This is a genomic window from Xanthomonas arboricola pv. guizotiae (assembly GCF_002940205.1).
In the GTDB taxonomy this organism is placed as follows: Bacteria; Pseudomonadota; Gammaproteobacteria; order Xanthomonadales; family Xanthomonadaceae; genus Xanthomonas; species Xanthomonas arboricola_C.
Genome location: NZ_MDSK01000001.1, coordinates 306342 through 323891, shown reverse-complemented (window position 1 = coordinate 323891; position 17550 = coordinate 306342). Strand labels below are relative to the sequence as shown.

The window sequence follows — 17550 nt, the reverse complement described above, 5'->3', positions numbered from 1 at the left end:
AGGTAAGCAATGTTCGATGAGGGCAAATTGTGCTGGCGTGATCTCCATGTCCAATAGTTTAACCTCCCCAGCCACTAGCGTTAACAGGACCTAATGCGTTAGCCCTGGCTCGGCAGGGTCACCGCGCGCTCAAGGCCCCGGCGTGTTGGAGACCGCACGGGGCTGGCGTGGTTGCAGGTCTTGCACGCGGCGTGACGGCGCACGCCAGCGATCGGCGCGCAGCGGCAAATGCACGACATGTCGCGATGCAACGCGTTCCCTGACCAAGCGGGTACTTGCCCGCCATTGCCATGTGCGTGCAGCACGCGCATGCGCCATCCAGCCAGGGAGATCGACGATGGTCCAGACACGCTCCACAGCCGTTGCCATCAGTGCGCTGCTTGCAGTGCTCGGCCTGGGCGGCTGCGCCAGTTACTGCGGCGCGCGTTCCGGCGGGCCGCCCCCGCCGCCTGCGCCACCGCAGGCGCAGCGTGGTCCGCCACCACCACCACCACCGCCGCCGAACTGGAGGCCGAGGGTTTCGCGCCGCCGCCGTGGCATGGCTGATCTTGCCGATCACGCCGACCGTCGGTTCCAGCTGCTCGCGGCGACGGGTCGGCGTGCATGATGGCGAGATTGGGGTGCGTGTCTGTCGTGGATGCGAGCAGCGCGGTGCGTTCGTCCAGCAGTCGTTTGAAACACGGTCTGCATGCGGCGACCCGGGTACCGGAGCCGGGCGGGGCGTGCTGCACCATCGCGCTCCCGGTGTCGCAGAGCATGCGTCTGGACAGCGACGACAGCTGCAAGATGCGTCCCGGGCCCGTGGACGCCCCACCGACGGCGTGCTGCAGTGCGACGCCAGCGGCGGTCGGCGTACCGGATCCACCGCAGCGCAGCGGTGCCAGTCGACCGGCTGCGGACGCCTTGATGGACGTTCAGCCCATCGCTGACGCGGTGTCCGCGCAGCTGGGCACCGATCCAGGCTGCCGCTGTGTGCGGCCATGTTCGCGCTGACGTCCTCATGGGCATGGATTTCTTCGAGCGAATCCATATACTGCCCCCCAGTATTTGGCCGGAGCCGTCATGCCGCATTCGCCGCAGGAAAAACAGCGGGCGCTAGCACGCGTGCGACGCCTGCGCGGGCAGTGCGACGCGCTTGAGCGCGCGCTGGAAGCAGGCGCAGACTGTGCGCCTGTGCTGCAGCAGATCGCCGCGATCCGGGGTGCCGTCAATGGGCTGATGTCGCAGGTACTCGAAGCGCATATCCGCGAAGACTTCGGCCACGCCGCCGCCTCCGATGCGCAGCGCGCCGAGCGTGTGCAGGAATTGCTCGGGCTGGTCCGGTCCTATCTCAAATGAACTCCCACCGGGCCGGCGCCTGCCGTGCCCGTCCTTGAACCTCATCGTCAGGAGCACCACCCCATGAAATCCCGTGCAGCAGTTGCATTCGGACCCGGCAAGCCGCTGGAAATCGTCGAGATCGACGTCGCACCGCCACAGGCCGGCGAAGTGCTGGTCCGCATCACCCACACCGGCGTGTGCCACACCGACGCGTTCACGCTGTCCGGCGACGACCCGGAAGGCATCTTCCCGTCCGTGCTGGGCCACGAGGGCGGCGGCATCGTCGAGCAGGTCGGCGAGGGCGTGACCAGCGTCAAGGTCGGCGACCACGTGATCCCGCTGTACACCGCCGAATGCCGCAAGTGCAAGTTCTGCCTGTCGGGCAAGACCAACCTGTGCCAGGCCGTGCGCGCCACCCAGGGCAAGGGCCTGATGCCCGACGGCACCACGCGCTTTTCCTACAACGGCGAGCCGATCTACCACTACATGGGCTGCAGTACCTTCAGCGAATACACCGTGGTGCCGGAGATCTCGCTGGCGGTGGTGAACCCGGAAGCGCCGCTGGAAAAGGTCTGCCTGCTCGGTTGCGGCGTCACCACCGGTATTGGTGCCGTGCACAACACCGCCAAGGTCAAGCCGGGCGAAAGCGTGGCGGTGTTCGGCCTGGGCGGCATCGGGCTGGCGGTGATCCAGGGCGCGGTGCAGGCCAAGGCCGGTCGCATCCTGGCCATCGACACCAATCCGGGCAAGTTCGAGCTGGCGCGCAGCATGGGCGCCACCGATTGCATCAACCCCAAGGACTACGACAAGCCGATCCAGGAGGTCATCGTCGAGCTGACCGATGGCGGCGTGGATTTCAGCTTCGAGTGCATCGGCAACGTCAACGTGATGCGTTCGGCGCTGGAGTGTTGCCACAAGGGCTGGGGCGAGAGCGTCATCATCGGCGTGGCCGGCGCCGGCCAGGAAATCAGCACCCGTCCGTTCCAGCTGGTGACCGGCCGCGTGTGGCGCGGTTCGGCCTTCGGCGGTGTCAAGGGACGTACCCAATTGCCGGGCATGGTGGAGCAATCGATGAAGGGCGAGATCGATCTCGATCCGTTCATCACCCACACCATGCCGCTGGAAGAGATCAACGAGGCCTTCCACCTGATGCACGAAGGCAAGTCGATCCGTACCGTGATCCATTTCTGACCGAATGGCCAGGATCGGCGCGCGGCCGCTTCCGCGCACGTGGTATCTGATACTCCGGGAGGGGCATGATGAGCAGCGTCTCGATTCATCCTTCGGTAGACAGTGGCATAGCGCGTGGCGGTGCGGAAAACTTCCAGGGCGGAACCCTTGAATGCCACTGCGCCAGCGACAAGGTGACCGTGGACGTGGCTGCGCAGACCGCGCACAACCACGCCTGCGGCTGCAGTAAATGCTGGAAGCCGGAAGGCGCAAGGTTTGCGGTGATTGCAGTGGCGCCGCGCGACAAGGTCACGGTGACCGCACATGCGGAGAAGCTCAAGGTCGTCGATGAAAGCGCGGCGATCCATCGGCACGCGTGCACCGGCTGCGGCGTGCATATGTTGGGTCGCATCGAAGACAAGGGTCACGCGTTTTACGGACTGGACTTCATCCATACCGAGTTGTCGCAGCAGCAGGGCTGGTCGCCGCCGGGCTTTGCGGCGTTCGTGTCCTCCATCATCGAAACCGGCACGCCGCCGGCTGACATGGACGGCGTGCGCGCCCGTCTCAACGCGCTCGGACTGACCCCATACGACTGCCTGTCGCCGGGATTGATGGATATGCTGGCTGCCAACGTGGCACGCAAGAAGGGCTTGCTGCACTGATCGCCCAACCCCGCGGCCGGCACGTCTGCCGGCCGCAGGTTTTTATCGAAGGAATCTCATGGAACGTATCGAACACCATGCCTGCTTCGGCGGCTGGCAAGACGTCTACCGGCATCGCTCGCAGAGCCTGGACTGCAGCATGCAGGTCGGCGTCTATCTGCCGCCGCAGGCCGCCGATGGTCCGTTGCCGGTGCTGTACTGGCTGAGCGGGCTGACCTGCACCGAACAGAACTTCATCAGCAAGGCCGGCGCGCAGCGGTACGCGGCCGAGCATGGCGTGATCCTGGTCGCGCCCGACACCAGCCCGCGTGGCGACGATGTGGCCGATGCGGACGGCTACGACATCGGCAAAGGTGCCGGTTTCTATGTCGATGCCACCGAACAGCCGTGGGCGGCGCATTACCGCATGTACGACTACGTGGTGAACGAATTGCCGGCGTTGATCGAAGCGCACTTCGCCACCACCGGTGCGCGCGCGATCAGCGGCCACTCGATGGGCGGCCATGGCGCCTTGACCATCGCATTGAGAAATCCGGGCCGCTATCGCAGCGTGTCGGCATTCTCGCCGATCGTCGCGCCCAGCCAGGTGCCGTGGGGCGAGAAGGCATTCGGCCAGTATCTGGGGCCGGACCGCGCAGCGTGGCAAGCGTACGATGCCACTGCGTTGATCGCGCAGGCACAGGAGCGCCTGCCGCTGTTGATCGATCAGGGCGATGGCGACGAATTTCTCGACAACCAGTTGAAAACCTCGCTGTTTGAACAGGCCGCCAAGGCCGCTGGTTATCCGGTCACGGTGCGGCTGCAGCCCGGTTACGACCATAGCTATTACTTCATCGCCAGCTTCATCGGCGAACACATCGCACACCATGCCGCGGCATTGCGTGGTTGATCGGCTGGTCGAGTGCGTAGCAGATGCGTGGTATGAGATGGTGGATGGCGGTGCGCATTGCGTTACGTTGCACTGCCGCGCCGCCGCGCCGCCGCGCCGCCGCGTTGCGTGGGCCGTGGCCTGCGTAAAGCGTCGAATCGACCTCCCTTCTCCCCTCGGGAGAAGGTGCCCCGCAGGGGCGGATGAGGGGACGGGCTCACTGGCGGATGAGGGGACGGCGAAGCGCGGTGAAGCGGGCAGGTGGGCTTGTAGAGCAGCCGATCTGCGCATGGCTGCAGGGCCCTTGCCCGCCCGCCGTCGCGGGACACGCCGCAAGTACGTCCATGTAGGCTCTTGCGCGGCATCCATGCCGCGTAAGGCCCCGCGACGGTGGGCGGGCAAGGACCAAGCGAGATGGTGGGTGTGCTGGTGCAAGCAGAGCATGGCGTGCCGTTGTTTGGATAACCGCGTCCTGTCAGCTTCTCAATACAGCGCATTCAACAGGCAGGCTTCAACACGACGTCCTGAAAACTTCCTGGTAAGGCGCGCAAGCAGCCTTTTCGTATCTGAAGTCTGCATCGAACAGCTGCGTCACATCATTATCTTGTCGGCTATAGCCATTGCCACACACCAGGCTAACGCACCACCTGCGCCGCAAGCTTGCCCAATCGGCGCATCGCGCGCTCCAGCGTGTCGCTCCACGGCTGGCCGCAGGTCAGGCGCAGGTGATCTGCGTAGTCGCCACGGCTGGAGTACAGATGACCGGGCGAGGTGCCGATGCGTTCTGCCAGTGCGGCCTCGAACACGGCCTGGCCGCCACCGCCGTCGGGCAATTGCAGCCACAGCGATAACCCGCCTGCCGGGTCGCCCACGCGCGTGCCTTCCGGCCAATGCCGCATGATGGCATCGCGCAGCCGCTGCCCGTTGTCGGCCAGGGTGCGGCGTAGCTTGCGCAGATGCCGTTCCAGATCGTGTTGCGCCAGGTAATCGGCCAGTGCCAGCTGCGGCAGGCTGGCGCTGCCCACGGTGGAAAAATACTTGGCACGCACCAGGGCGTCGGTCCAGTCGCCACCGAGCAACCACCCCACCCGCAGGCCGGGCGAGAGCACCTTGGAGAACGAGCCGCAGGTGATCACATCGGCATGGGTATCGAAATGACGCAGCGGACGTGGACGTTGGCCCGACCAATCCAGTTCGCCGTAGATGTCGTCTTCGATCACCACGGTGCCATGGCGTGCGCAGCTGTCGAGCAACGCACGCTTGGCGCTGTCGGGCGTGAGGCTGCCGCTTGGATTGTTGAAGTTGGGGACCAGCACTGCCGCACGCACCGGCGTGCGCTGCAGCAGCGTATCCAGACGCGCGACGTCGATCCCATGACCGGGAAGATTGGGGACTTCCAGCACCTTGAGGCGCAGTGCCGCCACCGCCTGCAGGATGCCGTGATAGGTGGGGGTTTCCACCAGCACCACATCGCCTGGCGCGGTGAGCGTGCGCAGCGCCAGGCTGATCGCCTCCATCGCGCCGGCGGTGATCACCACTTCTTCCGCGTCGACGGTGGTTGCGCAGTGTGCATAACGCTGTGCGATCTGGCGGCGCAATGCGGGGTGGCCTGGTGGCGGTGCGTAATCCAACGCCGCCGAACGCTGGCGACGCAGCTGCCGCGACAGGGCCGCGGCCAGTTGCGCGGTGGGCAATAGCGCAGGCGCGGGGGTGGCAGTGTGCAGCGGCACCAGGTCGGTACGCGCCAAGGTGTCGAGCACACGCTGCAAGGCCGGGTTGTCGACCATGCCCGGTTTGCGCCGACGTGTGACGGGTGCTGCGGCCGGCAATGCAGGCGTCGTACTGCGTACGAAGTAGCCCGAGCGCGGGCGCGCTTGCACGCGCCCTTCGCGTTCCAGTTGCAGGCAGGCCTGCACGGCGGTGGCGGTGCTGATGCCATGGTTGGCGGCCAGTTGCCGGATCGAGGGCAGGCGCTCGCCGGCACGCAAGGTGCCGACTTCGATCTGCTGCCGCAGCTGCGTGGCCAGCGATTCGTACAGCAGCATCTGCGGGTGCCTTCCATCTGTATTGGTCGATTTGCAGCCTATCTGAATCTGTGATGGTCGGGTAGCACGTTGCAGACTGGCCGTGCCCGGTGAGTACGCCAGGTATGGATTTCCTTCTGTGAGGTTGGCCGTGCTGCTTCCTGTGTTTATCGTCGATGCGTTCACCACGGTGCGTTTCAGGGGCAATCCGGCAGCCGTGGTGCCGTTGCAGGCCTGGTTGCCGGAGCCGGTGATGCAGGCCATCGCCAGCGAACACCATCTTTCGGAGACCGCCTTCTTCGTTCGCGACGACAGCGGGGTGTTCGACATCCGCTGGTTTTCTCCGCTCAAGGAGGTCGGCTTCTGCGGGCATGCGACGCTGGCCAGCGCGTTCGTGATCGCGACGCACCAGCTAGCGGCGTTTCCACTGCGCTTGCGTGCGCCGGCTGTCGGTGAGATCGCCGTTGCCAGGGTGGACGAGCGCAGCTTCGAGCTGCGCTTCCCCAACCAAGCGCCGTCGCTGGTGCAGGTGGTGCCGCAGGCGTTGTCGCAGTCGTTATCGATCGTGCCGCAGGCTGTGTACGCGAATGCGCAGGCGTATATCGCCGTCTACGCAGAGCAAGCGCAGGTGCGTGCGGTGACGCCGGATCTGGGCCGGATGCTGGCACTGGCGCCGCGCGATGTGGCGGTCACCGCACCAGGCCTCGAGCATGATTTTGTTTCCCGCTACTTCTGGCCGTCCAACGGCGGTAGCGAAGATCCGGTCACCGGATCGATTCATGCCGCGCTTGCGCCGTTGTGGGCGCAGCGGCTGGGCAAGACGCAGCTCACCGCGCTGCAAGACTCCGCGCGTGGCGGCGAACTGCGGTGCCGGGTCGAGCCGCAGCATGTCTACGTGCGTGGCAGCGCTGTCCAATATCTGCAGGGAACCATTGCGCTATGAGCACTCCCCTATCCGTGCACGCAGTAGCGGCCGGCGCTGGGCGACGGGCGATCTGGCAATTGCTGGTTGCCGAAGTCCTGATCGGTTCGGTCGGCGTGTTCGTCCACGAAAGCGGGCAGGATCCGGTGACGGCGGTGTTCTATCGCTGCCTGTTCGGGGCGCTGTTTCTTACCGTGTGCGGCTTGGTCGGTGGACAGCTACGAGGGCTATGGCACGAGCGTGCGCTGTTGCGCGATGCCATCGTCAGCGGTGTGCTGCTGGTGTTGAATTGGGTGGCATTGTTCGCCGGCATGGCGCGCTCGTCGATCGGTGTGGCGACCATGGTCTACCACGTGTTTCCGTTCGTGATGTTGCTGCTGGCCGCGCTGGTGCAGGGCGAGCGCACGCGGCGTGTCGATCTGGGCTGGACGTTGCTGGCATTCATCGGCGTGGCCTGCTCGGCAAACCCGGCGCGGTTGTGGCAGGCGGCCGACCGTGGCTATCTGATCGGCATTGCGCTCACGCTGTTGGCGGCGCTGCTATGCGGTGCGTCGCTGCTGATGTCGCGCCGTATCAGCCGCGAGCGGCCGCTGGCGGTGGTGACGGTGCAGTGCTGGGTCGGCACGTTCCTGCTGGCCGGGTTTTCCAGCAGTGCGGCGTTGCACCCGGGCCTGCACTGGCTGTGGCTGGCGGGGCTGGGCGTGATCCACAGCGGCATCGTCTATGTGCTGTTCTATTCGTCCTATCGCCATCTGCATGTGGCCACGATTGCGGTGCTGGCGTTCGTGTATCCGCTGGTGACGCTACTGCTGGACTATCTGCTCTACGGCCACGCGTTGGTGCCGGTGCAGTGGCTGGGCCTGGCGCTGATCGTGGTGGGCACGCTGGCGGTGAATCTGAAATGGCGCTGGCCACCGCGTGTGGCAGACAGCGCACCGGCCTGAGCAAAGTGCCGCCGCGCAGTGCACGCGGCGGCCGTGGAACTCAACGCACGTCGCGCAGTTCCCAGTGGTGCCCGGCCAGGGCCTGCATGCGCTGCTTGAGCAGGTCGCCGGGGATGCTGGTGGTGGCGACCAGGTCCACACGCAGGTCGCCCTGCTTGCCGGTGACCGTGGCCGATGGATCGGTCGCGCCCAGGCTGGGGTCCACCGCGTCCGGGTCGGCCTGCAGCTGGCGCCAGCGATCGAACCAGGCCGGATCACGCAAGGCGGCCTGCAACTGTTCGGCAAAGGCCTCGGCACCATGGGCACTGAAGCTCACGCTCGCATCGCCGCCGCGGGCGAGCTTGGGGTCGGGCAGGCTGATCGAGTAGCTGACAGGCATGTGCAAGGACTCTGATGGATGACGCCGGTACGTTAGTGCAGCGGCGGTGAGCGCTCCGTCGACAGGTGGGGACACGTGGGGAGCCTCCAGCTGCGGCGTCACGCTTGTTTTTGCGAGCGGAGCGGGCGCTGTGCGCTCGCCTCGCCAGGTCTTGACTGCCTCTGGAGAACGAGGATGCAACTCGGAGCTCCGGTTGTCTTTGTGTCTTAGGACATTAGGGGAGTAGGTGGCGCGGATAGGTCTGCTGTAGAGCGGTTGATCTGCGGCTTTTTGCAGGGCCCTTGCCCGCCCACCCTCGCAGGACACGCCGCAAGTACGTCCGTGTAGGCTCTTACGCGGCATCCATGCCGCGTAAGGTCCCGCGACGGTGGGCGGGCAAGGACCAATCCAGATAGTCGGTGTGCACGGGCGAGCAGGGCGTGGCATGCAGTGTTTGCAGCATGCCCAATCAGTTGCCAAGACGAGCCGAGCATTAAGCAGGCTTTCGATGAAGCAACCTCAAAACGTCTTGGTGCGGTGACCTTACCGGTTCCGGGACCCTTGGCGGCATGGATGCCGCCAAGGAGCCTCCATGGACGGATTCACGGCGTGTCCCGGAAGTGGTGAGGGCACCGCGCCCTCGACCAACGAGGCTTTGCTACGACCTCATACGCCTTCAATCAAAACGTGGTTGTCCTGAGTTGGGACCGGACGGTGTGGGTGAGGTCGCGGTTGCTCGGAAACGACTGCATAGCGTGGAGACGTGACTGCAGACCGTCGCCACGCAGCATTTTATGCGGAATTTACGCGGCGGCTGTCGCAGGTCCATAGTGACTTTACGCAGCCCGGGCAGACACTGCGCGGGTTGGCGGAGCGGTTCCGCCGTGGACGATCCCGATGCATCCCTTGACCTGTCTGCTCCATCGCCGCTGCGCGCGCGGTGCGGCAGCGCCTTGCCCTGTCGGCCTGCAGACGCTGCATGCGCCCTCGCATATCGCATCCATCGCGCCGCGTTGCGCGCGTCTCGGGGAGTAGCCGACATGCCTGCCTGGTTGTCCCTGTTGTGCGGCGTGGCCGTACTCGTTGCCGCCGCGTACCTGCTGTACGTGGTCCTGCGCCCCGAAGACTTCTGATGCGAGTGCGCTCCAATGATTGAAACCCTCCTTGTCTACGCGCTGGCCATCGTGCTGGCCTGGCCCCTGGGCCGCTACCTGGCCGCGGTGATGCGCGGCGCCCCGATGCGTGGCGACGTGCTGTTCGGCTGGATCGAACGGCCGTTGTATGCGTTGCTCGGTACCCGCCCGCAGCAGGGCATGTCGTGGCGTGGGTATGCGGTGGCGTTCCTGCTCAGCAACCTGGTTGTCGGCCTGCTCACCTGGGCAGTGTTCATGACCCAGGCGTGGCTGCCGTTCAACCCGGACGCCATCCCGAACATGCGCTGGGACACCGCACTGCACACCATGGTGTCGTTCGTCACCAACACCAATCAGCAACACTACTCGGGCCAGGCGCAGTTGTCGTATCTGGCGCAGATGACCGGCATCGTCGGCCTGCAGGTGGTGACGCCAATGATGGGCCTGGCATTGGCGGTGGCGACCTTGCGCGCATTGTTCGGTGGGCGAGCGGTCGCAACTGTGTCCGACGCCTTGCCGGCATCCAATGCGACGGCCAGCGCCAAGCCACGGGTGGCCGGGCTGGAGGAGCCTGATATCGTCATGCCGCGCCCGGGGCGGCGGCAGTCGGCTGCCGGATTGGAGGCGTTGCCGGAGGCAGACGTCGGCAATTACTGGGCGGATGTGATCCGCGCCAGCGTGCGTGTGTTGTTGCCGCTATGCCTGCTGTGGACCGTGCTGCTCGGCTGGCAGGGCGTGCCCTCCACGCTGCGGGGTGCGGCTACCGCCGCACCGCTGGACAGCAGCGCCGGCATGTCCAAGCAGACCATTCCGGTCGGGCCGGTTGCGGCGATGGTCGCGGTCAAGCAGCTCGGCACCAACGGTGGCGGCTGGTACGGCCCCAACAGTTCGGTGGCGCTGGAAAATCCCACGCCGCTGAGCAACCTGCTGGAGACCTTGGCGCTGGTGCTGTTGCCGATGAGCGTGGTGTTCATGGTCGGCTATCTGACCGGGCGCAAGCGCCTCACCGCGCTGGTGTTCGGCACCATGCTGACGATGTCGGTCGCATCCACCGCGCTGTTGCTGTGGTCCGAAGCGCATTCGGCCAGCGCCAGCTCGGCTGCCTTGATGGAAGGCAAGGAGGTGCGTGTCGGCGCAGATGCGTCTGCGTTGTGGGCGGCCTTGACCACGCAGACCTCCAACGGCTCGGTCAATGCGATGCACGATTCGCTGGCGCCGTTGAGTGGCCTGGTCACGCTGGTGGACATGCTGATCAACGCGATCTGGGGCGGCATCGGCTGCGGCCTGCAGCAGTTCGTGGTGTATCTGCTGCTGAGCGTGTTCCTGGCCGGTTTGATGACCGGGCGCACGCCGGAGTTGTTCGGTCGCAAGATCGAAGCGCGCGAGGTGCAGTTGCTGGCGCTGCTGATCCTGCTGCAGCCATTGGTGGTGCTGGGCTTCACCGCAGTGGCGCTGGCGGTGCCGGCGTTGACCGCCAATTCCAATCCCGGCTTCCACGGCATCAGCCAGGTGTTCTACGAGTACACCTCGGCCTTTGCCAACAACGGGTCGGGTTTCGAAGGCCTGGGCGATGCCACGTACTGGTGGAACCTGAGTTGCTCGGCGGTGCTGGCGCTCGGCCGCTATCCGGCGCTGATCCTGCCGCTGATGGTGGCCGCGCGCATGGCAGTGAAGCGGCGCGCGCCGGAATCGGCCGGCAGCCTGCAGGTGGAAACGCCCACCTTTGCGCTGACCCTGATGGCGATCGTGCTGGTGCTGACCGTGCTGCAGTTCATGCCGGCACTGGTGCTGGGTCCTATCGCTGAACACCTCGCCCTGGCGGCGTCCTGAGAGTTTGAGCAATGTCTACGATCGATACGACTGAAAAACGCGCGCGCGGTGACGCGGCGTTGTTCGATGCCGCCGTGCTGGTGGCGGCGATGCGCGCGGCCTTCGGCAAGTTGGCGCCGCGGCATCTGCTGCGCAGCCCGGTGATGGCGGTGGTGATGGGCGGCACGCTGCTGGCGGCGGTGATCACCGCCAGCGGGTATGGCAATGCCGGGTTCGGCTGGGCGGTGACGGCGATCCTGTTCGTCACCGTGCTGTTCGGCAACTTCGCCGAAGCCATCGCCGAAGCGCGCGGGCGTGGGCAGGCCGCATCGCTGCGCCGTGCGCGCAAGGATCTGGTCGCCCGCCGGGTGGAAACCGCACTCGGTGGCCGCGAAACCCGCGTGCCGGCCGCGGAGCTGCGCCCGGGCGATTACGTGATGGTGTCCGAAGGCGAATTCGTGCCGGCCGATGGCGAGATCGTGCGCGGTGTGGCCACCATCAACGAAGCGGCGGTCACCGGCGAATCGGCACCGGTACTGCGCGAGGCCGGTACCGACCGCAGCGGGGTCATCGGCGGCACGCGCGTGCTTTCCGACGAAATCGTGTTCAAGGTCACCGCCGAGCCGGGGCACAGCTTTCTGGACCGCATGATCGCATTGGTGGAAGGCGCCAACCGGCAGAAGACGCCGAACGAAATCGCACTGACGTTACTGCTTGCCGCAATGACGCTGACCTTCCTGATCGTGGTGGCGTCGTTGCCGGCGATCGCGGGCTTTGTCGGCGTCACACTGGATCCGTTGTTACTGATCGCGCTGCTGGTATGCCTGATCCCGACCACCATCGGCGGGCTGTTGCCGGCGATCGGCATTGCCGGCATGAACCGCGCGCTGTCGGCCAATGTGCTGGCCAAATCCGGCAAGGCGGTGGAAGTGGCCGGCGACGTGGATGTGCTGCTGCTCGACAAGACCGGCACCATCACCTACGGCGATCGACAGGCCACCGCGTTCCATCCGCTGGCCGGCATCGGCCGTGCGCAACTGCGCGATGCGGCCATGCTGGCCTCGCTGGCCGACCCGACGCCGGAAGGCAAATCCATCGTCAAGCTCGCACGCCAGCAGGGCGCGGTGATGGTGGAGCCGGACGCGCCATCAGATGCGGATCCCTCCGCAACAGATCGCGCATCCATGCGCGGGGTTCCGCATTACATCGGCTTCACCGCGCAGACCCGCATGTCCGGCGTCGATCTTGGTGGGCGCAGCATCCGCAAGGGTGCCGGCGATGCGATCGTGGCCTATGTGCAGGCGCAGGGCGCCACGGTGTCGCCGGAGTTGAACGGCCGCATCGAAGAAGTCGCGCGCGGCGGCGCCACCCCGCTGGTGGTGGCCGAAGGCCGGCATGTGCTGGGCGTGGTCGAGCTGAGCGATGTGGTCAAGCAAGGCATCAAGGAAAAGTTCGCGCAGCTGCGGGCGATGGGCATCAAGACGGTGATGATCACCGGCGACAACCCGCTTACGGCCGCTGCGATTGCCGCCGAAGCCGGCGTGGACGATTACATCGCCCAGGCGCGCCCGGAAGACAAGCTGGCGCGCATCCGCGCCGAGCAGGCCGGCGGGCGGCTGGTGGCGATGGTCGGCGACGGCACCAACGATGCGCCGGCGCTTGCCCAGGCCGACGTGGGCCTGGCGATGAACTCCGGCACGCAGGCGGCCAAGGAGGCCGGCAACATGGTCGATCTGGATTCGGATCCGGCCAAACTGCTGGCGGTGGTCGAGGTGGGCAAGCAGCAGCTGATCACGCGCGGTGCGCTGACCACGTTCTCGCTGGCCAACGACGTGTCCAAATATTTCGCGATCCTGCCGGCGCTGTTCGCCGCGGCCATCCCGTCGATGGCGGCGCTCAACGTGATGCAGCTCTCCAGCCCGCGCCACGCAGTGCTGGCGGCCTTGATCTTCAATGCGCTGATCATCCCGGCACTGATTCCGCTGGCGTTGCGCGGTGTGCGTTTTCGTCCTTCCAGCGCCACCGCGTTGTTGCGCCGGAACATGCTGATCTACGGCGTGGGCGGCGTGCTGCTGCCGTTCGCTGCGATCAAAGTGATCGATCTGGCGCTGGTCGCCGCCTTCGGCGCCTGAGTTGCCGGCGATCCACCTTTCTCCTTCCGGGAATATGTCCATGTCTTCTTCCTTGCCGTTACGCGACGACGGCGCCCTGCGCGGTTCGCTGATGCTCGCGGTGTTCACCCTGTTCGGTTTCGGCCTGGCTTACTCACTGATCGCCACCGGCATCACCGGTGCACTGTTTTCTGCGCAGGCACACGGTTCGCTGTTGCGCGTCGACGCACGCGTCGTCGGCTCCACACTGGTGGCCCAGCCGTTTACCGATGCGCGCTATTTCCAGCCACGCCCCTCGGCGGCCAAGTACGACCCGAGCGCGGCGGCCGGCAGCAACCAGGCGCGTTCCAATCCCGACCTGCAAACCCGCATCGCCGCCACGCGCGCCGAGGTGGCGGCACGCGACGGCATCGCACCGGAGGCGGTCCCCGCCGAGCTGATCACCCAATCCGGCAGTGGCCTGGATCCACACCTGAGTCCGGCCGGCGCCCAGGTCCAGGTGCGCCGGGTCGCCGCCGCGCGCGGCTGGCCGGAACAACGCGTGGCCGCGCTGGTACAGGCCGCCACCGAACAGCCACAGTTCGGCCTGCTCGGGCAGCCGCGGGTGAATGTGCTGGCACTGAACCTGGCGCTGGATCGCGCTGGGAATGGGGAGCCGGGAATCGGGAATGGGCCAAAGCAACAGCACTAGAGCTGTCAGCTCGCGGTAGGCTGCACCAATCCCCAATCCCCAATCCCGCTTCCCCAATCCCGGCCTCCATGATTGACGCCCGCACCCAACAAGCCGACGCGCTGATCGGCGAACTGCAGCGCGAACATGGCGGGCGCCTGACCGTGTTTCTGGGCGCAGCGCCCGGGGTGGGCAAGACCTACGCCATGCTGTCGCGCGCGCGCGAGCGCCTGCGCCAGGGCATGGACGTGGTGGCCGGGGTGGTGGAAACCCATGGGCGTGGCGAAACCGCCGCGCTGCTGGAGGGCTTGCCGCTGCTGCCGCGCGCCCGCGTGAGTTACCAGGGCCGCATGCTCGAGGAACTGGATCTGGATGCACTGCTGGCGCGCAAACCACGGCTGGCGCTGATCGACGAGCTGGCCCACCGCAACGTGCCGGGCAGCCGCCACGAGCGGCGCTGGCAGGACATCGTCGAACTGCTCGATGCCGGCATCGATGTCTATACCACGGTCAACATCCAGCACCTGGAAAGCCTCAACGACATCGTGCTGCGCATCACCGGCGTGCGCGTGTCCGAAACCGTGCCCGATGCGGTGTTCGACCGCCTGCGCGACATCGTGCTGGTGGACCTGCCGCCGCGCGAGCTGATCGAGCGCCTGCAGCAGGGCAAGGTGTATCTGCCCGAGCAGGCGACGCAGGCCTTGCAGGTGTTTTTTTCGCCCTCCAACCTCACCGCATTGCGCGAATTGGCGATGCAGACCGCGGCCGACCGCGTCGACAGCGATCTGCGCGACACCCAGGCCGCGCGCGGCCTGCCCGGCACCGCCGCGTTGCGCCGCCGCGTGGTGGTGGCCATCGATGGGCGTGGCAGCTCGGATTATCTGGTGCGGGTGGCGCGGCGGTTGTCCGAACGGCGCGATGCGCCGTGGACGGTGGTCACCGTGCAGACGCGCACCGTGGCCGACGCCGCCTGGCAGCTGGAGATCGACCGCGCGTTCGCACTGACACGCCGCCTGGGGGGCGATACCGCGCTGCTGCACGGCGCCAACGTCGCCGAGGCGTTGCTGGATTTCGCCGCGCAAAACGGCGTGTCCACGCTGGTGCTGGGGCGCACCCGCGAACGCCCGCTGGCGCGCATGTTCAACCGCACGCTGACCCAGCAACTGCTGCAGCGAGGCGCGCATTACGAACTGGTCATCGTCAGCTCCGCCGATGCGCGCGCACGCGCACGCCAGCGTTGGCGCAATCCGCGCCAGTGGCTGCAGCGTTACGACCTGGCCTTCGCGGCGATCGCCGCCGCTGCCGCGGTCGCGGTGGCGTGGGTGATCCAGCGCTGGACCGACATCGACGACCTGTCGATGGTGTTCATCGTCGCGGTGGTGCTGGTGGCCTCGCGCACGCGCATGGCCGCCGCGGTGATCGCCGCGCTGCTGAGTTTTGTCGCCTACAACTTCTTCTTCATCGAACCGCGTTTCACCCTGCACATCAGCGCGCGCCAGGGCGTGGTGACGGTGTGCCTGTTCCTGATCGCGGCGCTGGTCGCCGGCCGGCTAGCCTCGCGTCTGCGCAGTCAGGTGCTGGCCTTGCGCGCGGCCAATGCGCACGCCAACGCCTTGCAGGCGCTGGCCCGCCAGCTCAGCACTGCCGCCGATCTGGGCCAGGTACTGGAAGCCGGACGTCGCGCGTTGACCACCGCGCTGGACGCCGACGTCTGGCTGCGCCTGGAACAACGCGAAAGCGATGCGCCCAGCAGCTTCGGTGCACTCGATCGCAACGCCGCAGACTGGACCCAGCGCCACGGCCAACCGGCCGGCCGCTTCACCGATACCCTGGCCGGCGCGCAATGGTGGTGCCTGCCGGTGCGCCATGAGCGCGGCACCCTGGGCGTGGCCGCGCTGCGCTTTCGTCAGGCCGTGCAACGGCCCGGGCTGGAGCAGCGCCGCCTGGCCGAAGCGATGGTGGAAGACATCGGCCAGGCCGCGTTGCGCACGCGCCTGGTCGCCGATCTGGAAGGCGCACGCGTCAGCGGCGAAACCGAGCGCCTGCGTTCGGCGTTGCTGTCGTCGGTGTCGCACGATCTGCGCTCGCCGCTGGCTTCGATGATCGGTTCGGCCAGCAGCCTGGCCAGCTATGGCGACGCGATGGACGCGCACGACCGCCATAGCCTGCTCGATACCATCCAGCTCGAAGGCGAGCGGCTGGATCGCTACATCCAGAACCTGCTCGACATGACCCGGCTCGGCCACACCGGGCTGACCTTGAACCGCGACTGGATCGGGGTGGACGAGTTGATCGGCTCGGCCACGCGGCGCCTGCAGCGCTACCAGCCGGACGTGCGTCTGCAGCTGGACCTGGTTGCCGACCTGCCGGCGATCTGGGTACACCCGGCGCTGGTCGAACAGGCCATCTTCAACGTGCTGGAAAATGCGGCGAAATTTTCGCCAGCCGGCGTGCCGGTGACCGTGCACGCGCAGCTGCGTGCCGGCGCGCTGCAGATCGACATCGGCGACCAGGGCCCGGGCATTCCCGAAGACGAACGCGCGCGCATCTTCGACATGTTCTACAGCGTGGAGCGCGGCGACCGCGGGCGCAACGGCACCGGCCTGGGCCTTGCCATCTGCCAGGGCATGATCGGCGCGCACGGCGGCAGCGTGGAGGCCTTGGCAGGTGCGCATGGTCACGGCACCACGATCCGCATTACGCTGCCGTTGCTCGTTCCTGCCGCGCCACCTCGCCCCGATGCCGACTGACCTCACTGCCATCCCGCCCGCCCGCGTGCTGATCGTCGACGACGAGCCGCAGATCCGCCGTTTTCTCGACATCAGCCTGCGTGCGCAGGGCTACCGCGTGCTGCAGGCCGGCACCGCCGAAGAAGGCCTGGCGCTGCTGGCCGGGCAGGGCGCCGAACTTGTGGTGCTGGACATCGGCCTGCCCGATCGCGATGGCCACGACGTCCTGCGCGAGATCCGCCAGTGGTCCAACGTGCCGGTGATCATGCTCACCGTGCGCGCCGGCGAAACCGAAAAGGTCGCCGCGCTCGATGCGGGCGCCAACGATTACGTCACCAAACCGTTCGGTGTGCAGGAATTGATGGCGCGCATCCGCGCGCTGCTGCGTCAGGCTGGCGCCGGCAGCACGGCGGAAGAGAGCGTGTTCGACGATGGCCGCCTGCATATCCATCTGGGCCTGCGCGAGGTCACCCTCGATGGCGAGGCGGTGCCCTTGAGCCGCAAGGAATACGCCTTGCTCGCACTGCTGCTCAAGCACGCCGGCCGCGTGGTCACCCAACCGCAGCTGCTGCGCGAAGTGTGGGGCCCCACCCACGAAGAAGACACCCACTACCTGCGCATCCTGGTCGGCAAGCTGCGCCAGAAACTGCACGACGATGCCGCCGACCCGCATTACATCGTCACCGAACCGGGCGTGGGTTTGCGCTTTATCGGGGTGACGCGCTGAGGCGACAACGCCACTAGGGAACCTCTGAACAACTCTTGGCGTTGCGAGCGAACTTGGGATTTCGCTTGATCACGACAATCTCCGTTGCTGAAAATCAATC

At 66.6% G+C, this 17550-nt stretch carries 14 protein-coding genes; 12 read left to right on the top strand and 2 right to left on the bottom strand.

Annotation, left to right across the window (positions count from 1 at the left end; genetic code table 11):
• Nucleotides 1-1062 precede the first annotated feature (1062 nt).
• The 4 genes from XarbCFBP7408_RS01615 to fghA all read left to right on the top strand — a co-directional run bounded on the left by XarbCFBP7408_RS01615 (nucleotide 1063) and on the right by fghA (nucleotide 4044).
• A complete protein-coding gene (locus tag XarbCFBP7408_RS01615; RefSeq protein ID WP_104560758.1) occupies nucleotides 1063-1338 on the top strand; it encodes a metal/formaldehyde-sensitive transcriptional repressor in 276 nt (91 codons plus the stop codon).
• 63 nt (nucleotides 1339-1401) lie between these two features.
• Nucleotides 1402-2511, top strand: coding sequence for an S-(hydroxymethyl)glutathione dehydrogenase/class III alcohol dehydrogenase (locus tag XarbCFBP7408_RS01610; protein ID WP_104560756.1), 1110 nt, complete (start codon nucleotides 1402-1404; stop codon nucleotides 2509-2511).
• A gap of 68 nt (nucleotides 2512-2579) precedes the next feature.
• Nucleotides 2580-3155 carry an S-(hydroxymethyl)glutathione synthase gene (gfa, locus tag XarbCFBP7408_RS01605; protein ID WP_104560794.1) on the top strand — a complete coding sequence of 192 codons (576 nt, stop codon included), beginning with the start codon at nucleotides 2580-2582 and terminating at the stop codon, nucleotides 3153-3155.
• 58 nt (nucleotides 3156-3213) lie between these two features.
• The gene (fghA, locus tag XarbCFBP7408_RS01600) at nucleotides 3214-4044 is read left to right on the top strand and encodes an S-formylglutathione hydrolase (RefSeq protein ID WP_104560754.1); all 831 of its coding nucleotides are present in this window, start codon (nucleotides 3214-3216) and stop codon (nucleotides 4042-4044) included.
• A 614-nt stretch (nucleotides 4045-4658) separates the two neighbouring features.
• Here the strand turns inward: fghA and XarbCFBP7408_RS01595 are convergent.
• The gene (locus XarbCFBP7408_RS01595; protein ID WP_104560752.1) at nucleotides 4659-6068 is read right to left on the bottom strand and encodes a PLP-dependent aminotransferase family protein; all 1410 of its coding nucleotides are present in this window, start codon (nucleotides 6066-6068) and stop codon (nucleotides 4659-4661) included.
• Between the two features lie 130 nt (nucleotides 6069-6198).
• Between XarbCFBP7408_RS01595 and XarbCFBP7408_RS01590 the strand changes: the two genes are divergently transcribed.
• Nucleotides 6199-6990, top strand: a complete 792-nt coding sequence (locus XarbCFBP7408_RS01590) for a PhzF family phenazine biosynthesis protein (protein ID WP_104560792.1) — start codon at nucleotides 6199-6201, stop codon at nucleotides 6988-6990.
• Nucleotides 6987-7913: a DMT family transporter gene (locus XarbCFBP7408_RS01585; RefSeq protein ID WP_104560750.1), complete on the top strand. Its 927-nt coding sequence runs from the start codon at nucleotides 6987-6989 to the stop codon at nucleotides 7911-7913. Before XarbCFBP7408_RS01590 ends, XarbCFBP7408_RS01585 begins: the two co-directional genes overlap by 4 nt.
• A 40-nt stretch (nucleotides 7914-7953) precedes the next feature.
• Here XarbCFBP7408_RS01585 and XarbCFBP7408_RS01580 read toward each other — a convergent pair whose 3' ends face one another.
• Nucleotides 7954-8292 (bottom strand): hypothetical protein, encoded by a 339-nt coding sequence (locus XarbCFBP7408_RS01580; RefSeq protein ID WP_181106128.1) that lies wholly within the window; start codon nucleotides 8290-8292, stop codon nucleotides 7954-7956.
• A gap of 1019 nt (nucleotides 8293-9311) precedes the next feature.
• On the opposite strand from XarbCFBP7408_RS01580, the gene XarbCFBP7408_RS01570 reads away from it, so the two are divergent.
• The 6 genes from XarbCFBP7408_RS01570 to XarbCFBP7408_RS01545 all read left to right on the top strand — a co-directional run bounded on the left by XarbCFBP7408_RS01570 (nucleotide 9312) and on the right by XarbCFBP7408_RS01545 (nucleotide 17450).
• Complete coding sequence (locus tag XarbCFBP7408_RS01570) at nucleotides 9312-9404, top strand: potassium-transporting ATPase subunit F (protein WP_006452907.1); 93 nt, start codon at nucleotides 9312-9314, stop codon at nucleotides 9402-9404.
• 15 nt (nucleotides 9405-9419) lie between these two features.
• Nucleotides 9420-11234, top strand: coding sequence for a potassium-transporting ATPase subunit KdpA (kdpA, locus tag XarbCFBP7408_RS01565; RefSeq protein WP_104560746.1), 1815 nt, complete (start codon nucleotides 9420-9422; stop codon nucleotides 11232-11234).
• Nucleotides 11235-11245: 11 nt separating this feature from the next.
• Nucleotides 11246-13345, top strand: a complete 2100-nt coding sequence (gene kdpB, locus XarbCFBP7408_RS01560; RefSeq protein WP_104560744.1) for a potassium-transporting ATPase subunit KdpB — start codon at nucleotides 11246-11248, stop codon at nucleotides 13343-13345.
• A 40-nt stretch (nucleotides 13346-13385) separates the two neighbouring features.
• Entirely contained in the window at nucleotides 13386-14015 is a 630-nt protein-coding gene (gene kdpC / locus XarbCFBP7408_RS01555) for a potassium-transporting ATPase subunit KdpC (RefSeq protein ID WP_104560742.1), read from the top strand.
• Nucleotides 14016-14083: 68 nt separating this feature from the next.
• Nucleotides 14084-16744, top strand: a complete 2661-nt coding sequence (locus tag XarbCFBP7408_RS01550) for a sensor histidine kinase (RefSeq protein WP_104560740.1) — start codon at nucleotides 14084-14086, stop codon at nucleotides 16742-16744.
• Entirely contained in the window at nucleotides 16734-17450 is a 717-nt protein-coding gene (locus XarbCFBP7408_RS01545; protein ID WP_104560738.1) for a response regulator, read from the top strand. Before XarbCFBP7408_RS01550 ends, XarbCFBP7408_RS01545 begins: the two co-directional genes overlap by 11 nt.
• The last annotated feature ends 100 nt before the right edge of the window (nucleotides 17451-17550 follow it).

What these genes read in the sequence shown, in the direction of transcription:
- kdpA (WP_104560746.1), top strand. Translation starts at nt 9,420, where the DNA reads ATGATTGAAACCCTCCTTGTCTACGCGCTGGCCATCGTGCTGGCCTGG.
- kdpC (WP_104560742.1), top strand. Translation starts at nt 13,386, where the DNA reads ATGTCTTCTTCCTTGCCGTTACGCGACGACGGCGCCCTGCGCGGTTCG.
- XarbCFBP7408_RS01610 (WP_104560756.1), top strand. Translation starts at nt 1,402, where the DNA reads ATGAAATCCCGTGCAGCAGTTGCATTCGGACCCGGCAAGCCGCTGGAA.
- XarbCFBP7408_RS01550 (WP_104560740.1), top strand. Translation starts at nt 14,084, where the DNA reads ATGATTGACGCCCGCACCCAACAAGCCGACGCGCTGATCGGCGAACTG.
- XarbCFBP7408_RS01595 (WP_104560752.1), bottom strand. Translation starts at nt 6,068, where the DNA reads ATGCTGCTGTACGAATCGCTGGCCACGCAGCTGCGGCAGCAGATCGAA.
- XarbCFBP7408_RS01585 (WP_104560750.1), top strand. Translation starts at nt 6,987, where the DNA reads ATGAGCACTCCCCTATCCGTGCACGCAGTAGCGGCCGGCGCTGGGCGA.
- kdpB (WP_104560744.1), top strand. Translation starts at nt 11,246, where the DNA reads ATGTCTACGATCGATACGACTGAAAAACGCGCGCGCGGTGACGCGGCG.
- fghA (WP_104560754.1), top strand. Translation starts at nt 3,214, where the DNA reads ATGGAACGTATCGAACACCATGCCTGCTTCGGCGGCTGGCAAGACGTC.
- XarbCFBP7408_RS01545 (WP_104560738.1), top strand. Translation starts at nt 16,734, where the DNA reads ATGCCGACTGACCTCACTGCCATCCCGCCCGCCCGCGTGCTGATCGTC.
- gfa (WP_104560794.1), top strand. Translation starts at nt 2,580, where the DNA reads ATGAGCAGCGTCTCGATTCATCCTTCGGTAGACAGTGGCATAGCGCGT.
- XarbCFBP7408_RS01570 (WP_006452907.1), top strand. Translation starts at nt 9,312, where the DNA reads ATGCCTGCCTGGTTGTCCCTGTTGTGCGGCGTGGCCGTACTCGTTGCC.
- XarbCFBP7408_RS01580 (WP_181106128.1), bottom strand. Translation starts at nt 8,292, where the DNA reads ATGCCTGTCAGCTACTCGATCAGCCTGCCCGACCCCAAGCTCGCCCGC.
- XarbCFBP7408_RS01615 (WP_104560758.1), top strand. Translation starts at nt 1,063, where the DNA reads ATGCCGCATTCGCCGCAGGAAAAACAGCGGGCGCTAGCACGCGTGCGA.